This window comes from Flavobacterium psychrophilum DSM 3660 = ATCC 49418 (assembly GCF_002217405.1).
Classification (GTDB): Bacteria; Bacteroidota; Bacteroidia; order Flavobacteriales; family Flavobacteriaceae; genus Flavobacterium; species Flavobacterium psychrophilum.
This window is the reverse complement of sequence record NZ_MUHE01000011.1, coordinates 39,480-59,184: the sequence shown is the minus strand read 5'-3', so window position 1 is coordinate 59,184 and position 19,705 is coordinate 39,480. Positions and strand designations below refer to the sequence as shown.

Genomic DNA, 19,705 nt, shown 5'->3' with positions numbered 1-19,705 from the left:
AAATTTTGAAAGCAATTTTGCATTGATAATTAAATACTAAATGAAGAAAATACTGATAATTATGCTCTTAATTTCAAAAAATTACGCCATTGCTCAAAAAACTCCAGAAGATTTTGGGTACAAACAAATGTCATTCAAATTTCAAGATGATAAAGTAGATTTGATTGTTACTTCTAAAAAAGGAGAAGAAAAAATAGCCAAACCATTGTTCTTTTTTTGCCAAGGAAGTTTGCCAAGACCTGTTGTTATTTATGACGAAAAAGGATTGTATGGTACTTTGCCTTTTAACGAAACTCCTTTTTTAGATGATTTTCATATCATAATTATTGCAAAACCAGCTATTCCAATTATTGCAAATGCTAACATCTTGGGCAAAAATTTTATGTATTTGAAAGACAAAGAAAATGAAATTCCACCCAAAGGGTATACCGATAGGAATTATCTAGATTATTATGTTTTTAGGAACAATTTCATTCTTAAACAATTAAGTAAAGAGCGATGGGTTAGTAAGAAAAAGCTTGTTGTTGCTGGGCATTCTGAAGGAAGTTCTATTGCTTCAAAAATGGCGATTTTATATCCTAAAATAACGCATCTCATTTATTCTGGAGGGAATCCTTTTGGTCGAATTGTAAATATTTTATCAGAAGAAAGGGATAAAGAAAACACCATAAATTATTGGAAAACGGTAGTCGAAAACAGTGCTGTTATCAATTATAATGGCGGTGATACTTATAAAGCTACTTATAGTTTTTCGTTGCCACAAAGGCAAAATTTAGTACAACTTAAAATTCCAATTTTAGTGACTTATGGCTCAAAAGATGTGGCAGCAAACTACAACGATTTATTTCAAATAGAAATTATTCGTGACCGAAAACAGAATTTCAAATTTATAAATTATCCTGATTTAGAACATAATTTTTTCGCTGTAAATGAAAAATTAGAACCTATTTATGAGAAAGAGAATTGGGATAAAGTGGCAAAAGACTGGTTAGACTGGTTACATAATTCAACAAATTAACGCATTGGGTACCATTATTAAAAAACTATAAAAATAAAAATCACACACAAAAGCTTAAATTAAAAATGAAAAAAGCACTCATAATACTGTTTGGTCTGATGATTTCAAATTTGGCATTGGCACAAAATGAAGTCAAACAAGATACAATTTCTAAAAAATTAGAAGAAGTAATCATAAAAACGGAAAAGAAAGTTTTTACCAATAAAAACGGAAATTTGAAAGTTGATGTAGCCAATTCTATATTAAAATCAGTTCCAAATACGATCGATTTAGTATCAAAACTGCCCAATGTAATTATTGATGCGAATAAAGAAACGATTAATATTATAGGAAAAGGGAATCCTTTGCTTTATATAGACAATCAAAAAGTAAGTATAAACGATTTAAATGCATTGTCTGTAGATGAAATTAAAAGCATTGAAATTATAAATAATCCATCAGCAAAATACGAAGCGGAAGGTCGAGTTGTCATTTTAATTACAAGGAAATTGAGCAAAAAAGAAGGATTTAAAATCGATTTGACAGAAACAGCTTCCGTCAAAAAAAGATTCAATAATTATGTAGGAGTTAATGCCAGCATCAAAAAAAAGAAATTAGAAATTAAAGCAAATTTCAATTACAATCAGTTAACTATTTGGGAAGGACACGATATAAAATATGAGATTCCTGAGGAAAATATTATTTCAAATTATGATGTAGAAGCTTACACTAAAAGACCTCAATTCATTTTTGGAAGTGGATTATTTTACAAAATAAATGACGATGATTATTTTTCTATCAGTGGAAATGCCAGAGCTCAAAAACATATTTTTGGTATCAATACAAAAACTTTCAACAAACAAAATACTATTGAAAACAATATTTTAACACAAAGTAGCAATGATAATAATCGAGTTTATATAAATTTATTTGCAAATTATGCTAAGAAAATAAAGTCGATAAATACGCAATTTTTTTCAGGTTTTCAGTTTTCTAATTTTAATCAAAAAATGGTTACTTTAGTTGAAAACAGTTATAATAATATTTCATTTGAACAAGCACAAAATAGGAATCAGCAATTTAATGTTTCGGTTATTTCTGGTAGAACAGATTTAGAAAAAACGTTTAAAAATGAAATAAAATTAGAGATTGGTGGTTTATTTCTTAGTGCCAATGCCAAGACAAATTCTGATATTTCAAACTTAATTAATTTAACTTTAGCGACCTCGAAATATAATTTTAAAGAGCAAAATATTTCAGGTTATTCGCAAGTTTCAGGTAAAATAAAAAAGGTGCAATATTCAGCTGGCTTTAGAATAGAAAATACCAATATTATTGGAAAATACACGAATGAAATTTTACCTTTAATTAAAAAAGAGTACACTAATTTTTTCCCGAAAGTACAATTAGATATTCCGTTAGATAGTTCGAAAACGATTACTTTAAATTATGCTAAAAGTATAATCAGACCTAATTATTCGGCTACAAATCAGGGTTCTACTTATATCAATCCTTATTTTATTTACGGAAGCAACATTAATTTAGATCCTACAATTAATGATGAAATTGCAGCTAATTTTCAGTACAATGACAAATCGATTAGATTGCGTTATTATAAAAATTCGAATCCTGTTTATGGGGATTTTAAGTATGACAACTTTCAAAATATTTTAACTTTTAGTGAGAAAAATTTTGATAAAGAAATGGGGTTAGAAATAGATTTTACGATTCCGTTTACTTATAAATTTTGGACAGTAAACAATAGTTTAAGTTTTATTTTAAATAAAATTGAAGACAAATTAGCCCTACAAAAAGAATCTAAACCTTATATGTATTATTACTCTAATCATGTATTTAAATTACCTAAAGAATACACGATTTCTACCACAGTTTGGGGATTAACAACGCAACATGAAGGTGTTTTTGAAAGAAAGCAACCTAATTTTTTAATAGATTTGGCTATTTCGAAAAAAATTTTAAAGCAGTGGGATTGTACTTTAAGTTTTAATGATATTTTTAAAAATTTCGTTTATAAAGAAAATTTCACGGTAAATAAAGTGAGCTCGAAGTCACACTATCTATCAGATACGCATGAAATTTCTTTAGCAATTAGATATTCTTTTGGAAAAATAAAAGATTCGGAATTTAAAGAGAAAAGTATTAATGAGAATAGAATACGCTAACAAAGCATTTGGGTCTAAAAAAGGAAAAAACCACGAATTATACAAATTTCTTATAATCTAAAAATTGGTGTTAATTTGTGGTTAAACATTTTAAAATAAGAACTAATTACGCATCAATCTCATCGTCATCTTCATGACCTGTTTCTTCCTCGTCATGTGCTAATTCGAAGAAAGTAAAAACTGAACCACCGTAACCTTTATCATAAGAAAAATTCTCTATGTGGTTAAGTTTTGTGTATTTCGAGTGTTCGATAACCATCATACCGTCATCTTCTAGCAGTTGGTTTTTAAAAACCAATGTAATAATTTTTTCAAAATCTTTTTGCTCCATTGCGTAAGGCGGATCGGCAAAAATAATATCGTAACTAGCTTTATTTTTTTCTAGGAAAGCAAAAACATCACTTTTTATGGGAGTAATATCAAAATCGAATTCCTTGGTAGTTTTTCTAATAAAATTTACGCAACCCATATCTCCATCTACGCTGGTAATGGGTTTGCAACCACGTGAGGCAAATTCGTAACTAATGCTTCCTGTTCCTGCAAATAAATCTAGAATGCGAAGTTCTGTAAAGTTGAAATTATTATTTAAAATATTAAATAAAGCTTCCTTACACATATCGGTAGTAGGTCGAACTGGTAAGTTTTTGGGTGGAGAAATTCTTCTTCCTTTGTATTTTCCTGAAATTATTCGCACGTGTGTATGGGTATAAAATTTTGTAAATATTCTTGTTGTGAAATGCTGTTTTCTATCCTATTATAATCAAAAAATAAAGACACATTTCGTATATATTTGTAAGCAATTTGATACAAATCACTTTCTTTAGAAACTGTTCCAAAAAGTTTTACCTGTATTGTTTCTGGATTCAAATTTAGTTGTTCGGTTGCAAAAAGTAAGTAATAAATAAAATCAGCTTCGGTTTTATAATCGAATGTATTAAAAAGCAATAACTTCTGATTTTTTGCTGCTATTATCTGAAAATTATCGGATTGTATATGAACATATAATTGTGGTTCGTCTATATTTTTAGAAAAATCTAATACTTTTTTTACTAAAATGGTGAAGGAATGTTTGTAATTAAAAGTTCCAAAACGGTCTATTAGAAAATTATTTATATTTACATACGGAATATATACAGTAACCATATCATTATTAGATACCAGATCATAAGCAAAAAAATCTGACTCAAAAACTTTTGTATTATATTGTAAATAGCTACCTAAATATTGCGGATCAAACAAAACTGATGGCACAAAAGTGAGTAAGTTATTGTTGTGCAAAACAGTAATCTCATCAAAATTTGTGTTTAATTCTGGTGTTTCTTCAAAATATTTAATTAGAGATTGCTCGATTTCTGTTGGATTAGAAATTTTATGAAAAGAAAAACTTCTAATGGTATCAATTGTATCTTTCAACGTATCTTTTATGCAAAAAGAAACCTCAGTTAATGACACTTGAAGTACTAAATTTTTATATTTTTTTTCTAGAATTGTAGCGTTTCCTGAAGACATAATGGCTTTAAATCATTAAAAAGCAAATCTACAATTTTTTTATGATTATCCTTAATTTAGTACAATAATGATTTTACCATAGGTTTTAAGAAAGAGGCAGGGCTTTTGCACAAAGTATTTTAACATTTCAAAAAAACAAAAACATTTCTACTTTTTTTTAAAAAATATGCCTCACTATGCTTTTATTTTTATCCTAGTTTCATGAATTTGGTTTGTATATAAAACCCAACCCTTGTGTTACCTGCAAGCGTTTCGAGCAACACGAATAGCAGAAAAAAATAACAAAAATTTTACTACATTTGTTCAAAAAACTTAAATAAAATAATGCTCCAAACAATTCAAATCATTGGTTTAATACAAGGAATTTTTGTTCTTATTATTCTGTTTACAAATAGAAAAGATTACAAAAAAACTACTTTTTGGTTGCTCTTTGGAAGTTTACTATCTGTTTTGCTTTACATCTTGGGTGATGACAAAAACAATCTATTTGTTAAAAATACCGACTGGTTTCTTTTTGACAACACCTTATTTGTAACCTTTCTTTTTTTGTTTTTTAAGTATCACAAAAAGGAAAGAGAAATATTTATAAAATCTGATTATCTGTTTTTTCTTCCCAACATTTTTTATTTAATTCTTGAAGTTTTTGAAATACAATTACCCAAAGAAAACTTGAATATTGAAATTCTTGAAGTACTATTGAAATTAACTTTTGTGATTTATCTAGGCGTAATCTTATATTCCGTTTTTACAGATAAAAGAAGAATTTGGGTCACATATTTTGTTATTCCAATTGTTATTTTATTAGTATTTTCTTGTATAAATGATATTCTAAAAATAATAGGATTAGAAGAATTGTCATTTTTTAGCAATCAAAACTTTGACTCCTATCTTTTATTAATTGTTGCATTTTTATTCTATTTTATTTCTTTTAAATTATTAAGCAAAGGGAAAGATATTTTGCCGAAAAACGAAATAAGCAAATACAAAAATTCTAATCTAAATAGAAAACTGATTGAACAGTATAAGTCGGATTTAATTCATTCAATGGAAATGGATAAATTATACTTAAACGGAAAATTATCCATTCAAGATGTTTCAAACGAACTCAATATCCCAAAACAGTATATTTCGGAAGTTTTAAACGAACACATGGAAACAAATTTTCAAGATTTCATTAATGAATACAGAGTAGAAGAATTTATAAAACGTCTAAAAAACGACCCAAATAATCAATTTACACTTTTAGGAATTGCCACAGAGGTAGGTTTTAATGCTAAATCTTCTTTTAATGCTATATTCAAGAAATTCAAAGGTTTAACACCAAATCAATTCAAAAAAAATCTTGCAGAAAACAAGTAATTTGTACAAAAAAATTATTCTGCACTTGTCTTTTTTTATTTACTCTTTGTTACTCACGTTATTTGCAGTATAATTTAAAATTGATAAAAATGTCTCTACAAGAAACATCGAAAAAAGTACTGTATTTTTTAATTTTACAACTTTCATTCTTCTCTATTTCAAATGCACAAACAAGTGTAACGGTTTCGGGACTTATAAAAGACAAAAACACCCAATCAGTTTTATCTTTTGTGAATGTAGTCTTGAAAACCGAAAAGGACAGCACTTTTGTGAGTGGAACTGTTACCAACGAAGAAGGACGATTTTCATTATCAAAAATAAAATCTGGAAACTACTATTTAGAAGTTTCATATATTGGCTACAAAACATCAAAAAAATCGCTGTTTGTTGGTACTCTAACAGAGTATCTTGACATTAAAAATATTGAAATAGAAGAAAAATTAACTTCATTGCAAGAAGTTCTTGTAACAGGTAAAACTGCCGAAATTAGTGAGAAAATGGATAAAAAAACATTCTCTTTGAAAGACAATATTAGTCAAAGTGGGGGGTCGGTTTTACAAGCCATGCAAAATATGCCAAGTGTAACAGTGCACGACGGAAAAGTACAACTTCGTGGAAACGATAAAGTAACCATATTAATTGACGGCAAACAAACAGCATTAACAGGTTTTGGCAACCAAACAGGATTAGATAATATTCCTGCATCTGCGATTGAAAAAATTGAAATTATCAACAATCCTTCTGCCAAATATGATGCCAATGGAAACGCAGGAATTATCAATATTATTTACAAAAAAAACAAAAAAGATGGCTTTAATGGAAAGTTTGGCTTTACAACAGGTGTAGGTTCACTTTGGGTGCAAAAGGAAAATTTACCAACCATAAGACCACAATATACTTTTACGCCAAAAATCAACCCAAGCGTTTCACTCAATTATAGAAAAAACAAAGTCAATGTCTTTTTTCAAGGCGATTACTTATATACAGAAACGCTTAACAAAAATGAATTTGTAACAAGAAATTACGACAATGGCGATGTAATTAATTCGCAATTAAAACGCAACAGAAATACACATTTTACGACATTGAAAAGTGGTTTTGATTATGCAATTAACGACCAAAATTCTTTGACTATTTCAGGACTTTTTGGAAGTGAAAAAATAATTGACAGAGGAGACCAACCCTTTTTTAATAACGGTTTTTTACAACGAAACAGGCTTTGGCAGTTTTTAGAAGATGAATTAAAAACAACTATTATGGCAACAGCCAGCTATCAGCACAAATTTGCAGCAGCAGGACATTTGCTAAATATTGGTTTCAATTACACTTTTCACAGAGAAGACGAAAAATATTTTTACAATAATTATTTGCCAACTTCTACAGGAACCGATGCGTTTAAATTATTGTCAGACGAACAAGTGTATGATTTTAATTTTGACTACATAAAACCACTTAAATACGGACGAATTGAAACAGGTATCAAATTTCGTAATAGAAACATACCAACCAATATGCAATTTATACCAGGAACAAATTCTGTATTAGATGCCAATGCAGGCGGTTGGGCAACTTACAAAGAATTAATTCCTGCCGTTTATGGAAACTACATTTTTGAAAACAAAAAATGGGAAGGCGAACTAGGTTTGCGAATTGAATATGTGAAAATTCAATATGACGTTAATCCTAATCATATAGTTTATAAAAGCGATGGTTATAATTACACACAACCATTTCCAAATTTACGTTTGGCATATAAAATTAGCGACAATAACAAAGTTTCTATTTTCTACAACCGAAGAGTTGACCGACCAAACGAAGTTGATATTCGTATTTTTCCAAAATATGATGACGCAGAAATAATTAAAGTAGGGAATCCTGCATTGCGCTCACAATTTACCAATTCGATAGAGTTGGGTTATAAAAAAAGTTGGGAAAAAGGAAGTTTATATAATGCTATTTATCACCAATTTGCTGACGGAACGATTACAAGAATTTCTAGTACTGTTCCACCAAGTCATTTAATTTATGCAACATTTCAAAACGTAAATAAAAGTTACAATACAGGAGTAGAAATGGTTTTAGCACAAGAAATTTCTAAATTGTACGCATTTAATATTAATTTAAACGCATACAAAAATCAAATTGATGCGTTTACAGTTGAAAACAAATATCCTAGTACACATACATTTTCAGCAAACAAACAAGAAATATTTTCAGGAAATTTAAAAATAAATAATACTTTTCATTTTCCTAAAAACATTGACTTACAATTAACAGCTATCTATTTAGCCCCAGATATTATTCCACAAGGAAAAATAAAATCGAGATTTTCATTAGACTTTGGACTTAAAAAAGCAATTCAAAAAGGAAAAGGCGAACTGTTTTTTAACGCAACTAATTTGCTAAACACAATGATAATCAAAAAAGAAATAAACGGACAAGGGTTTAATTATACAAGCAACGACTATTACGAAACACAAGTATTAAGACTTGGGTATAGTTATAAATTTTAACGGAAAGTGTAGTACGGAAAACACGCAGCAGGTAAGATTGGTTAAAAAAACAGGTTTTTTGGGCTTCATTTAAAGTTTGTTTTCTACTTTTTATTTTGGGGGTTTAATCATAAGTTTTGGGTTTACAAATCCCCAACTTCTTAAATCCGCAAAACGGTAACGCCCAAATAAAGGTATAAAAAAAACAGTGTAAAAATAATAGATTTCAAATTAAAAAAATTGTACTACAAAAAAGCACAAATTAAAAAATTAAAAAATATTATGTGAATCTGCCGTAAAAAAAATACCGCAAGTCAATTTTCATGCGTATATTTGAAATATAATATTTTATCAAAAATAAATGAGTGCTTCTTTGTTTTACAATGTTTTACAAAAAAAATTTCCTTTTAACCCCACAATAAAACAAGATATTTTCTTTCAGCAAATAGCAGAATTTGTTACAAACAATACTAAAGACCAAATTTTTGTACTAAAAGGGTATGCGGGAACGGGAAAAACAACCGTCATATCTACCATTGTAAATAACTTAATCGAGATTAATAAAAAGTATGTCTTACTTGCCCCAACAGGTCGTGCCGCAAAAGTAATTGCTAATTATTCGAACAAGCCAGCCTTTACCATTCACAAAAAAATATATTTTCCTAAAAAGTCATCTGGCGGAGGGGTTTCTTTTACTTTACAACCCAACAAACATAAGAACACTATTTTTTTTATAGATGAATCTTCAATGATTTCTGATGTGAATACCGAATCTAAATTATACGAAAACGGATCCCTTTTAGATGATTTAATTTCCTATGTATATTCGGGCGATAACTGCAAAATGATTCTGTTAGGTGACACAGCACAATTACCACCAGTTCAGTTAGATATATCGCCAGCTTTAGATACAGATACTTTGAGTTTACATTACAATAAAGACGTGTATTCTATCGAGTTTGATGAAGTCATGCGACAGGAAGAAAACTCAGGAATTTTGTACAATGCCACAGAACTTCGAGAATTATTAAAAGATGTATTTTTTAACAGTTTCAAATTTAATCTCAAAGGATTCAAAGACATCATTCGCTTATCAGATGGTTACGATATTCAAGACGCCATTAACACAGCATATAGCAATTATAGTATAGAAGATACAGCATTTATAGTCCGATCAAACAAACGAGCCAACCAGTACAATCAGCAAATTAGAACAAAAATTCTAGACAAAGAAAGCGAACTCTCTACTGGAGATTTCCTAATGGTTGTAAAAAACAATTACTTTTGGTTAAAAGATTCCGACCAAGCAGGTTTTATTGCCAATGGCGATATTATCGAAGTATTAGATATAAGAAATATCAAAGAATTATATGGTTTCAAATTTGCCAATGTAAAAATTAGAATGGTCGATTATCCTGACCAAAAACCCTATGAAACCGTTCTGTTGTTAGACACCATTACCAGCGAATCACCATCATTATCCTACGAAGAATCAAACAAATTGTACGAAGAAGTCATCAAAGATTATGAAAATGAAACCACTAAATACAAAAAGTTCCAAAAAGTAAAAGAAAATGAATATTTCAATGCCCTGCAAGTCAAATTCTCGTATGCCATAACCTGCCACAAATCGCAAGGCGGACAATGGAATACCGTATTTATCGAGCAACCATATTTGCCCAACGGAATCGATAAAGATTACATTCGCTGGTTATATACCGCCATGACAAGAGCAAAAGACAAGTTATATTTAATAGGCTTTAAAGACGAAAATTTTGTAAACTAAAATTAGGGCGTTACCACAAGGGTCGGGCTATTCGCTACAATCTTTTTATCGGCGAAAAGCCTCTAAAAAGGATTTTCGCTACTATCCCTAACGCAGCTCGATATTAAATTCAACCCAGTCAAAACAACAATAATTTATTTAATTTGTGTAAAAATAAAAACAATTCAAAAAATATAAAAACCTTTGTCACTCAGAACTTAAAAAAATGAAAATAATTGCAGTAATTCCAGCACGCTACGCCTCAACAAGATTCCCAGCAAAACTCATGCAAGATTTGGGCGGAAAAACAGTTATTCTAAGAACCTATCAAGCAGCGGTAGAAACCAATTTGTTTGATGATGTTTTTGTTGTAACCGATTCAGAATTAATTTACAATGAAATTATTACCAATGCTGGCAAAGCCATAATGAGCATCAAAGAACACGAATCGGGTAGTGACCGAATTGCTGAAGCCATCCAAAATCTAGAGGTAGATATTGTAGTCAACGTACAAGGAGACGAACCTTTTATAAACAAAGAGCCACTCGAAGAAGTAATTCAAGTTTTTAGAAATGATACACATAAAAAAGTAGATTTAGCTTCCTTAATGAGAAATATTACCCATAAAAATGATATTCAAAATCCAAATAATGTAAAAGTAATTGTCGACCAAAAAGGATTTGCGCTCTATTTCTCTCGCTCCGTAATTCCGTATCCAAGAGAAGAAAATGTAGGTGTAAGATACATGCAACACATTGGTATATATGCTTTTAGAAAACAAGCCTTGCTAGATTTTTATCATTTACCTATGCTATCACTCGAAGCCTCCGAAAAATTAGAACAACTCCGGTATTTAGAATATGGCAAGCGCATCAAAATGATCGAAACTACTCATGTAGGAATCGGAATTGACACTTTAGAGGATTTAGAGAAGGCGAGGAGCATGTTATAAGATTAATCCTCATTTTCATGATCAAAATAGCCTTTACTTTTAATCTTTGTAGAAAAGAAATTAAGAAATAAAATCACAAAAAACAAAAAAAGTAAAGCTTGCATGCTTACTAAAAATTTTCCAAAAATAGTTACAGGATAAAAATCACCATAACCTATAGAAGAAGAGGTAATAATGCTAAAATACAGAGCATCAAACCAATGCGTAAAATCTTTATTTAAGTAATTACCACAAGAATATAAAACCGCAAAAGCCAAAACAATTTCCATATAATTAAAAAACAGTAAAAGCATAGAACGTTTGTAGGAACGTGGACGAGAAAACAAATCGGAAGCAAAAATCAAAGTAGGAATATATAAAACTGTTTCTAGCAAAACATAAGTCATTACAAATATTATATAGATATTATGTTGCCATTCATTTATTAATATCATAAGCGGAAACATAACTTTTGCTAAAATATAAACATCTAAAGCTAAATCCTGATACTCAGAACCTTTTTTATTGGCAAAATACTTAATATAAATTCCAGGAAACAAAAGTTGAGAGATAGAAAGAAATAATCTGAATATTTTTTCGATTCCGTTATCCTCCTGATGGTCGTTATTCCATATAGAGCGAATATTCAAAATCCTCTTTTCAATAGGATTAAATCTTATTTTTTCTTTTTTAGAAATCTTACCAACCAGTAATTTTTTCAGAAATGCTTTCATTATTTTTAAAAATTTAGTTTAGAATAAAATTCTAGATTATTTAGAAATTCGTGTTTATTTTTATTTTACCAAATTAAAACAAAAAATTGTACAATTAATTCTTAAATTCGTTTCTATATTTGTATAAAATCGAAAAAAGTGAGTAATACTAATAAACTAAAGATATTTAACGATCCTATATATGGTTTCATTACGATTCCTAATCCGTTAATTTACGATTTAATACAGCATCCGTATTTTCAGCGATTGCGAAGAATTTCTCAAATGGGGCTATCATCTTTAGTATATCCAGGCGCTAATCATACCAGATTTCATCACGCTTTGGGCTGCTTGCACATAATGCAAAAAGCCATTCAAGTCCTTCGATTTAAAAATACTATCATTTCTGCCGAAGAAGAAAATGCCTTATATATTGCCATTTTATTACACGATATTGGTCATGGTCCGTTTTCTCATGCTATGGAACACAGTATTGTAGAAGCAGTGCACCACGAAGAAATTTCTTTGTTATTTATGAATAAATTGAATATCGAATTCGACGGACAATTAAACCTAGCCATTCAAATTTTCAAAGGAGAATATCCTAGAAAATTTATGCTACAACTTATTTCTAGCCAATTAGATATGGATAGGATGGATTATCTCAAACGAGATAGTTTTTATTCTGGAGTAGAAGAAGGAAAAATAAACTCCGACAGATTAATCCAAATGATGAATGTAGTTGATGATGTATTAGTCATTGAAGAAAAAGGAATTTATTCGGTCGAAAAATTCTTAATGGCAAGAAGACTCATGTATTGGCAAGTATATTTACACAAAACCAGTTTAGTTGCAGAACTTACCTTAACAAACACACTAAAAAGAGCCAAAGAATTGTACCAAAAAGGAATTGCAATTACTTGCAGCGAAAATTTACTTTTCTTTATAGAAAACAAAATAAGTTTAACCGATTTTAACGATCAAATTCTAAATAAATTTGCACAATTAGATGATACAGACATTGTTGGTGCCATAAAACATTGGCAAAACCATCAAGATTTTACCTTAAGTTCATTAAGCAAAATGATAATAAATCGAGATTTGCTGAAAATTAAAATGAATGAAGAAAATTTTTCTAAAGAAGAAATACAAGAATTAATAGAACAATTTTCGAAAGCAAATAATATCGCAATACAAGAAGCAAAATATTTTGTTTTCAAAGGAAAAATAAGAAATCAGGCCTATAGCAAATCTGCAGAACCTATACGAATCCTCAAAAAAGACGGCTCTATAGAAGACGTAGCATTATTGTCAGACCAATTGTCATTAAAAGCATTATCTAAACAAGTTACAAAATATTTTCTTTGTTTTCCAAAACAACTCAATAAAAACTAAAGATTCTTTTTAAATTTTTATATTTTTGTCGTCGTAAAATTAAGAAAACTAAAAATTTTCAACTTAAATAAATAATAATTTATAAAGTTCATTATTTTATGCAGAAAATATAATCAGATAAAATGAAATTTACAGCCGAACAAATAGCCGAAATATTAGAAGGAGAAATTTTCGGAAATCCGAAAGCTACCGTTTTTAAGTTGTCTAAAATTGAAGAAGGAACAGAAGGATGCTTAACATTTTTAGCAAACTCTAAATATACAAATTATATATACGACACAAAAGCATCAATAGTTATTGTCAATAGAACATTTGTACCTGATAATGAGATTTCAACCACATTAATAAAAGTAGAAGATGCTTATAAATCTTTTGCGAAACTATTAGAATTTTACAATCAAGTAAAAAATAATAAAACAGGAATTGAAGCACCTTGTGTGATAGCACAATCCGCAAAGTATGGAACAGATTTTTATTTAGGAAGTTTTAGCTACATTGGCGAAAACGTAATTATTGGCGATCATGTAAAAATATATCCCAATAGTTTTATTGGCGATAATGTACAAATAGGTAACAACACCATTATTTTTGCAGGAGCTAAAATTCTTTCAGAAACAGTAATAGGCAATAATTGCAACATATATTCTGGAACTACAATTGGAGCAGATGGTTTTGGTTTTGCACCAAATCCCGACGGAACTTTTAGTAAAATTCCCCAAATAGGAAATGTAGTGATCGAAGACAATGTAGATATTGGCGCTTGTACCACAATAGACAGAGCAACATTAGGATCTACAATTATTAGAAAAGGAGTAAAATTAGACAATCAAATTCAAATTGCTCACAATGTAGAAATTGGCGAAAATACTGTAATAGCAGCCCAAACAGGAATTGCTGGTTCTACAAAAATTGGCAAAAATTGCATGATTGGCGGACAAGTAGGTATTGCAGGACACTTAACCATAGGTAATAATGTAAAAATACAAGCACAATCTGGAGTGGGAAAAAATATAAAAGACAAAGAAACCTTGCAAGGAAGTCCATCATTTGGCTATTCTGAATATAGTAAATCATATGTTCATTTTAAAAATCTTCCAAAAATTGTTACCGAAATAGAAGAATTAAAAAAAATAATAAAATAATTATGGTCAAACAAAAAACCATCAATAACGAAATTTCCCTTACAGGAGTTGGACTTCATACAGGAAATGAAGTAAGAATAACATTTAAACCAGCCCCCATAAATAATGGTTTTTCTTTTGTTAGAGTAGATTTAGAAGGTTCGCCTATAATTGAAGCCGATGTAAATTATGTTGTAAACACGCAACGAGGCACAAATCTAGAAAAATTAGGCGTAAAAATTCAGACACCAGAACATGTCTTAGCCGCCTTAGTAGGTTGCGATTTAGACAATGTTATTATCGAATTGAATGCTTCTGAACTCCCAATTATGGACGGTTCCTCAAAATATTTTGTGCAAGCTATAGAAAAAGCAGGCATCGCAGAACAAGAAGCCGAAAGAAATGTGTATGTCGTCAAAGAAGTTATTTCCTATTTAGATGAATCTACAGGAAGCGAAATAATTGTAATGCCCTGCGATGATTATCAAGTAACCGCTATGGTCGATTTTGGTACTAAAGTATTAGGAACTCAAAATGCAAGCCTCAAAAATATTAGCCAATTTAAAGACGAAATAGCAGATTGTCGTACCTTTAGTTTTTTACACGAACTAGAAACTTTGTTAGAAAACGGATTAATAAAAGGAGGCGATTTAAACAATGCCATTGTTTATGTAGATAAAGAAATTTCTGCAGAAACCATGAACAGGCTAAAAATAGCTTTCGGGAAAGATAAAATTTCGGTTACACCAAATGGTGTTTTAGACAATCTTACCCTGCACTATCCCAACGAAGCAGCAAGACACAAATTACTCGATGTAATAGGCGATTTATCCTTAATAGGAACAAGAATAAAAGGAAAAGTAATAGCAAATAAACCAGGTCATTTTGTAAATACTCAATTTGCAAAAAAAATGTCTAAATTAATAAAAAATGAGCAAAGAAATTTTGTTCCAGTTTATGATTTAAACAAAGAACCATTGATGGATATTCACAAAATTATGAGTATTTTGCCACACCGTCCGCCATTTTTATTTGTAGATAGAATTATCGAAATGACAGACTGCTCTGTAGTTGGATTAAAAAATGTAACAATGAACGAAACATTCTTTGTAGGACATTTTCCAGGCGCACCAGTTATGCCTGGGGTCATTATTGTAGAAGCCATGGCGCAAACAGGAGGAATTTTAATTCTAAGTTCAGTCCCTGATCCAGAAAATTATTTAACCTTTTTTATGAAAATAGATAATGTTAAATTTAAACAAAAAGTACTACCAGGTGATACACTAATATTCAAATGCGATTTAATAACCCCTATAAGAAGAGGTATTTGCCACATGCAAGCTCACGCTTACGCAAATGGCAAACTGGTTGCTGAAGCCGAATTGATGGCGCAAATTGCCAAAAAACAATAACTTTTTCTTAATTTGATCAAATCAATTAAACAACAGAACGATTAAAAATAATATATGAATCAACCATTAGCATACGTTCATCCAGGAGCAAAGATTGCCAAAAATGTTGTTATAGAGCCATTTACAACCATACATAATAATGTAATTATTGGCGACGGAACTTGGATAGGTTCTAACGTAACCATTATGGAAGGTGCACGAATAGGTAAAAACTGTAATATTTTTCCAGGCGCAGTAATCTCTGCGGTACCACAAGATTTAAAATTTGGCGGTGAAGATTCTTTAGTAATAATAGGTGACAATACTACGATAAGAGAATGTGTTACCATCAATCGAGGTACAATAGCATCAGGACAAACCGTAATAGGCAATAACTGTTTAATCATGGCAACGGCACACGTTGCACACGATTGTCATGTAGGCGATAACGCAATTATTGTAAACGGCGTACTTTTAGGCGGACACGTAACAATAGGAAAATATGCAATAATAGGAGGGCTATCGGCAGTACACCAATTTATAAGCGTTGGAGATCATGCCATGATTTCTGGAGGATCTTTATTAAGAAAAGATGTGCCTCCTTTTACAAAAGCAGCAAAAGAACCATTATCTTATGTAGGCATAAATTCTGTAGGACTAAGAAGAAGAGGTTTTACCACCGAAAAAATTAGCGAAATACAAAGCATATATAGAACCTTGTACCAAAAAAATTATAATACCTCACAAGCATTAGCAATCATTGAAGCAGAAATGGAAGCAACTCCAGAAAGAGATGAAATCCTAGATTTTATAAGAAATTCTTCAAGAGGAATTATGAAAGGATACACGGGAGTATAATTTTAGATTTCAGATTAACAAATAAAAAAAATAGAGAATAACCAAATAATCGAATAAATACAAAAAAATGGCATCTACATCAGATATAAGAAACGGATTGTGTATCAAATTTAACCACGATATTTATAAAATAATCGAATTTCTTCACGTAAAACCAGGTAAAGGACCAGCATTCGTACGTACAAAATTACGAAGCTTATCTAACGGAAAAGTATTAGACAATACCTTTTCGGCAGGACATAAAATAGACGAAGTTCGTGTAGAAACACATACTTATCAGTATTTATACGCCGAAGGCGATCAATTTCATTTTATGAATATCGAATCTTTCGAACAAATTACTTTAGACAAAAAAATCCTTGATAATCCAGGATTACTTAAAGAAGGAACAAACGTAATGGTACAAGTAAATACCGAAACCGATTTGCCTCTTTCTGTAGATATGCCAGCTTCAATAATATTAGAAGTTACGTATGCTGAGCCAGGTGTAAAAGGAAATACTGCTACAAACGCAACAAAATCTGCAACGGTAGAAACTGGTGCCTCCATAAATGTACCTTTATTTATTAATGAAGGGGATAAAATAAAAATTGATACTGCTTCAGGTTCTTATATGGAACGTGTAAAATAATTTTTTATGAAATTTATACAAACACAAACCCTTGAAGAAATTGCAAATATCATCAACTGCCAGTATGTAGGAGATGCTAATTTTCCTGTTTTGGGTATGAATGAAATTCATGTAGTAGAGGCAGGAGATATTGTGTTTGTAGATCATCCTAAATATTATGATAAAGCATTACAATCGGCAGCAACGATAGTTTTAATAAATAAAAATGTACATTGCCCACAAGGAAAAGCACTACTCATTTCAGATGATCCGTTTCGAGATTTCAATAAATTAACCAATCATTTCAGACCATTTCAAAAATCAAATGTAGCAATTTCGGCTTCTGCAAAAATAGGAAAAGGAACTATAATTCAGCCCAATACCTTCATAGGAAACAATGTGATAATTGGCGAAAATTGTCTTATTCATTCTAACGTTTCCATTTATGACAATACCATTATTGGAAACAATGTTATCATTCATGCAGGAACAATTTTAGGAGCTGATGCTTTTTATTATAAAAAAAGACCCGATGGTTTCGACCAATTAATTTCTGGCGGCAGAGTTGTTATACATGATAATGTAGGAATTGGAGCACTTTGTACTATCGATAAAGGTGTTACAGGCGACACAACTATTGGTCAAGGAACCAAAATTGATAATCAAGTTCATGTAGGACACGACACAATAATAGGTAAAAAATGTTTAATTGCTTCACAAACAGGAATTGCAGGCTGTGTCATAATTGAAGACGACGTGACACTTTGGGGACAAGTAGGTACCACTAGCGGTATTACCATTGGTACAAAAGCTGTAGTTATGGGACAAACAGGCGTAACAAAATCTATTGAAGGAGGAAAATCATATTTTGGTACTCCAGTACAAGAATCTCGCGAAAAGCTAAAACAATTAGCCAATATAAAACGAATCCCTGAAATCATAAATAAACTAAAATAAAGATGACCGCAAAAGAATTAGTTAAAGATTTTTATAAATCGAATGCTTTCTTAGACAGCAAATTGTTAGATATTTATATGCACGCTGATGTTTCGCTAGATTGGAATAGTAGCAAAGGTTTTATTCAAATGAATAAAGAAGAAATGGTAAAAATTATCGACCAAATGAGCAAAGCATATCATTCGTCAAGAATTTATATTACCCATTTGTTAGAAGATAATAATAAAATTACAGTAAGATATAACCATTATGTTAAAACAATCGAGAACCCAAGGGAAGAAATGATTTTAGCCAATTTTATGGTTATTTGGGAAATAAAAGACGAAAAATTATATCGCGGATTTCAAATGAGTCAATTGAGTTAAATTATTTTAATAAAATTATTAAAAAGTATATTTCAAAACATTACTTTTGTAACACAATAAAAAAATAACATAAAAAATATATCATGAGTGTTTTAGTTAATAAAGATTCAAAAATAATAGTTCAAGGATTTACGGGAAGCGAAGGAACTTTCCATGCTGAGCAAATGATCGAATACGGTACAAACGTTGTAGGAGGCGTAACTCCAGGAAAAGGAGGAACAATGCACTTAGACCGTCCCGTTTTTAATACTGTAAAAGATGCAGTAGAAAAAGCAGGAGCAGATACAACCATTATTTTTGTACCACCAGCTTTTGCTGCTGATGCTATTATGGAAGCTGCCGATGCAGGTATCAAAGTAATTATTGCAATTACAGAAGGTATTCCTGTTGCAGATATGATAAAAGCAAATGATTATATCAAAGGCAAAAACTGCCGACTAATAGGACCAAACTGTCCGGGTATTATAACCCCAGGTGAAGCTAAAGTTGGTATCATGCCAGGTTTTGTCTTCAAAAAAGGAAATGTAGGAATTGTTTCTAAATCAGGAACATTAACCTACGAAGCTGCTGACCAAGTAGTAAAACAAGGTCTAGGAATAACTACCGCAATCGGAATTGGAGGAGATCCAATTATTGGAACTACAACAAAAGAAGCCGTTGAATTATTAATGAATGATCCAGAAACTCATTGCATCGTAATGATTGGTGAAATTGGAGGACAACTAGAAGCTGATGCCGCTAAATGGGTACGTGCAGACGGAAACCGCAAACCAGTAGTTGGCTTTATTGCAGGAGTTACCGCTCCAGCAGGAAGAACAATGGGGCACGCAGGTGCAATTGTGGGTGGTGAAGACGATACCGCAGAAGCTAAAAAACGCATTTTACGTGAAAACGGAATTCATGTAGTAGATTCTCCAGCAGAAATTGGTAAAAAAGTAAAAGAAGTTTTAGGATAATTTCCTCATAAACATATATTATAAAACTCCTCTATTTAGAGGAGTTTTTTTTGTAAAAAAATAAAAAGTCATGATATAATTTTATACCATTTATAAATATAAA

General features: G+C 30.6%; 17 protein-coding genes. 14 read left to right on the top strand and 3 right to left on the bottom strand.

The features are described from left to right. The first annotated feature begins 40 nt into the window (after positions 1-40). Both B0A57_RS03450 and B0A57_RS03445 read left to right on the top strand, forming a co-directional pair. The gene (locus tag B0A57_RS03450; protein ID WP_052079126.1) at positions 41-1,018 is read left to right on the top strand and encodes a dienelactone hydrolase family protein; all 978 of its coding nucleotides are present in this window, start codon (positions 41-43) and stop codon (positions 1,016-1,018) included. Positions 1,019-1,083: 65 nt separating this feature from the next. Beyond that, the gene (locus B0A57_RS03445) at positions 1,084-3,180 is read left to right on the top strand and encodes an outer membrane beta-barrel family protein (RefSeq protein WP_038466958.1); all 2,097 of its coding nucleotides are present in this window, start codon (positions 1,084-1,086) and stop codon (positions 3,178-3,180) included. Between the two features lie 106 nt (positions 3,181-3,286). On the opposite strand, the gene rsmD is transcribed toward B0A57_RS03445, so the two are convergent. Together rsmD and B0A57_RS03435 are read right to left on the bottom strand one after the other, a co-directional pair. Next, positions 3,287-3,874 (bottom strand): 16S rRNA (guanine(966)-N(2))-methyltransferase RsmD, encoded by a 588-nt coding sequence (gene rsmD, locus B0A57_RS03440; protein WP_038466955.1) that lies wholly within the window; start codon positions 3,872-3,874, stop codon positions 3,287-3,289. After that, the gene (locus tag B0A57_RS03435) at positions 3,865-4,689 is read right to left on the bottom strand and encodes a DUF3822 family protein (RefSeq protein WP_011963132.1); all 825 of its coding nucleotides are present in this window, start codon (positions 4,687-4,689) and stop codon (positions 3,865-3,867) included. The genes rsmD and B0A57_RS03435 overlap by 10 nt, the downstream gene beginning before the upstream one ends. Positions 4,690-5,013: 324 nt before the next feature. Here B0A57_RS03435 and B0A57_RS03430 point away from each other — a divergent pair, with 324 nt between their 5' ends. From B0A57_RS03430 to kdsB, 4 genes are all read left to right on the top strand, one after another. Next, complete coding sequence (locus B0A57_RS03430) at positions 5,014-6,048, top strand: helix-turn-helix domain-containing protein (protein ID WP_038466951.1); 1,035 nt, start codon at positions 5,014-5,016, stop codon at positions 6,046-6,048. Positions 6,049-6,137: 89 nt separating this feature from the next. After that, the gene (locus tag B0A57_RS03425) at positions 6,138-8,561 is read left to right on the top strand and encodes an outer membrane beta-barrel protein (protein WP_034098206.1); all 2,424 of its coding nucleotides are present in this window, start codon (positions 6,138-6,140) and stop codon (positions 8,559-8,561) included. Positions 8,562-8,901: 340 nt separating this feature from the next. Further along, positions 8,902-10,326, top strand: a complete 1,425-nt coding sequence (locus tag B0A57_RS03420) for an ATP-dependent DNA helicase (protein ID WP_011963129.1) — start codon at positions 8,902-8,904, stop codon at positions 10,324-10,326. 205 nt (positions 10,327-10,531) lie between these two features. Continuing rightward, positions 10,532-11,257, top strand: a complete 726-nt coding sequence (kdsB, locus tag B0A57_RS03415; RefSeq protein WP_011963128.1) for a 3-deoxy-manno-octulosonate cytidylyltransferase — start codon at positions 10,532-10,534, stop codon at positions 11,255-11,257. 2 nt (positions 11,258-11,259) lie between these two features. Here the strand turns inward: kdsB and B0A57_RS03410 are convergent, their stop codons facing one another. Then, positions 11,260-11,970 carry a potassium channel family protein gene (locus tag B0A57_RS03410; RefSeq protein WP_011963127.1) on the bottom strand — a complete coding sequence of 237 codons (711 nt, stop codon included), beginning with the start codon at positions 11,968-11,970 and terminating at the stop codon, positions 11,260-11,262. 138 nt (positions 11,971-12,108) lie between these two features. Between B0A57_RS03410 and B0A57_RS03405 the strand changes: the two genes are divergently transcribed. From B0A57_RS03405 to sucD, 8 genes are all read left to right on the top strand, one after another. Next, on the top strand, positions 12,109-13,344 hold the full coding sequence (locus tag B0A57_RS03405; RefSeq protein ID WP_034098209.1) for an HD domain-containing protein: 1,236 nt from the start codon (positions 12,109-12,111) through the stop codon (positions 13,342-13,344). 122 nt (positions 13,345-13,466) lie between these two features. Further along, positions 13,467-14,486, top strand: a complete 1,020-nt coding sequence (gene lpxD / locus B0A57_RS03400) for a UDP-3-O-(3-hydroxymyristoyl)glucosamine N-acyltransferase (protein ID WP_011963125.1) — start codon at positions 13,467-13,469, stop codon at positions 14,484-14,486. A gap of 2 nt (positions 14,487-14,488) precedes the next feature. Next, a complete protein-coding gene (locus B0A57_RS03395; protein ID WP_034098211.1) occupies positions 14,489-15,877 on the top strand; it encodes a bifunctional UDP-3-O-[3-hydroxymyristoyl] N-acetylglucosamine deacetylase/3-hydroxyacyl-ACP dehydratase in 1,389 nt (462 codons plus the stop codon). Between the two features lie 54 nt (positions 15,878-15,931). Further along, positions 15,932-16,714 (top strand): acyl-ACP--UDP-N-acetylglucosamine O-acyltransferase, encoded by a 783-nt coding sequence (lpxA, locus tag B0A57_RS03390; RefSeq protein ID WP_011963123.1) that lies wholly within the window; start codon positions 15,932-15,934, stop codon positions 16,712-16,714. Positions 16,715-16,781: 67 nt separating this feature from the next. Next, a complete protein-coding gene (gene efp, locus B0A57_RS03385) occupies positions 16,782-17,345 on the top strand; it encodes an elongation factor P (protein ID WP_011963122.1) in 564 nt (187 codons plus the stop codon). 6 nt (positions 17,346-17,351) lie between these two features. Then, entirely contained in the window at positions 17,352-18,281 is a 930-nt protein-coding gene (locus tag B0A57_RS03380; protein ID WP_011963121.1) for a UDP-3-O-(3-hydroxymyristoyl)glucosamine N-acyltransferase, read from the top strand. A gap of 2 nt (positions 18,282-18,283) precedes the next feature. Then, the gene (locus B0A57_RS03375; RefSeq protein WP_011963120.1) at positions 18,284-18,646 is read left to right on the top strand and encodes a hypothetical protein; all 363 of its coding nucleotides are present in this window, start codon (positions 18,284-18,286) and stop codon (positions 18,644-18,646) included. Positions 18,647-18,729: 83 nt separating this feature from the next. Beyond that, positions 18,730-19,602, top strand: coding sequence for a succinate--CoA ligase subunit alpha (gene sucD, locus B0A57_RS03370; RefSeq protein WP_011963119.1), 873 nt, complete (start codon positions 18,730-18,732; stop codon positions 19,600-19,602). Positions 19,603-19,705: the final 103 nt, after the last annotated feature.

Excerpts from the sequence above, each read along its gene's own strand:
- B0A57_RS03450 (WP_052079126.1), top strand. The coding sequence starts at position 41 with ATGAAGAAAATACTGATAATTATGCTCTTAATTTCAAAAAATTACGCC.
- B0A57_RS03445 (WP_038466958.1), top strand. The coding sequence starts at position 1,084 with ATGAAAAAAGCACTCATAATACTGTTTGGTCTGATGATTTCAAATTTG.
- B0A57_RS03435 (WP_011963132.1), bottom strand. The coding sequence starts at position 4,689 with ATGTCTTCAGGAAACGCTACAATTCTAGAAAAAAAATATAAAAATTTA.
- B0A57_RS03430 (WP_038466951.1), top strand. The coding sequence starts at position 5,014 with ATGCTCCAAACAATTCAAATCATTGGTTTAATACAAGGAATTTTTGTT.
- B0A57_RS03425 (WP_034098206.1), top strand. The coding sequence starts at position 6,138 with ATGTCTCTACAAGAAACATCGAAAAAAGTACTGTATTTTTTAATTTTA.
- B0A57_RS03420 (WP_011963129.1), top strand. The coding sequence starts at position 8,902 with ATGAGTGCTTCTTTGTTTTACAATGTTTTACAAAAAAAATTTCCTTTT.
- kdsB (WP_011963128.1), top strand. The coding sequence starts at position 10,532 with ATGAAAATAATTGCAGTAATTCCAGCACGCTACGCCTCAACAAGATTC.
- B0A57_RS03410 (WP_011963127.1), bottom strand. The coding sequence starts at position 11,970 with ATGAAAGCATTTCTGAAAAAATTACTGGTTGGTAAGATTTCTAAAAAA.
- lpxD (WP_011963125.1), top strand. The coding sequence starts at position 13,467 with ATGAAATTTACAGCCGAACAAATAGCCGAAATATTAGAAGGAGAAATT.
- B0A57_RS03395 (WP_034098211.1), top strand. The coding sequence starts at position 14,489 with ATGGTCAAACAAAAAACCATCAATAACGAAATTTCCCTTACAGGAGTT.
- lpxA (WP_011963123.1), top strand. The coding sequence starts at position 15,932 with ATGAATCAACCATTAGCATACGTTCATCCAGGAGCAAAGATTGCCAAA.
- efp (WP_011963122.1), top strand. The coding sequence starts at position 16,782 with ATGGCATCTACATCAGATATAAGAAACGGATTGTGTATCAAATTTAAC.
- B0A57_RS03380 (WP_011963121.1), top strand. The coding sequence starts at position 17,352 with ATGAAATTTATACAAACACAAACCCTTGAAGAAATTGCAAATATCATC.
- B0A57_RS03375 (WP_011963120.1), top strand. The coding sequence starts at position 18,284 with ATGACCGCAAAAGAATTAGTTAAAGATTTTTATAAATCGAATGCTTTC.
- sucD (WP_011963119.1), top strand. The coding sequence starts at position 18,730 with ATGAGTGTTTTAGTTAATAAAGATTCAAAAATAATAGTTCAAGGATTT.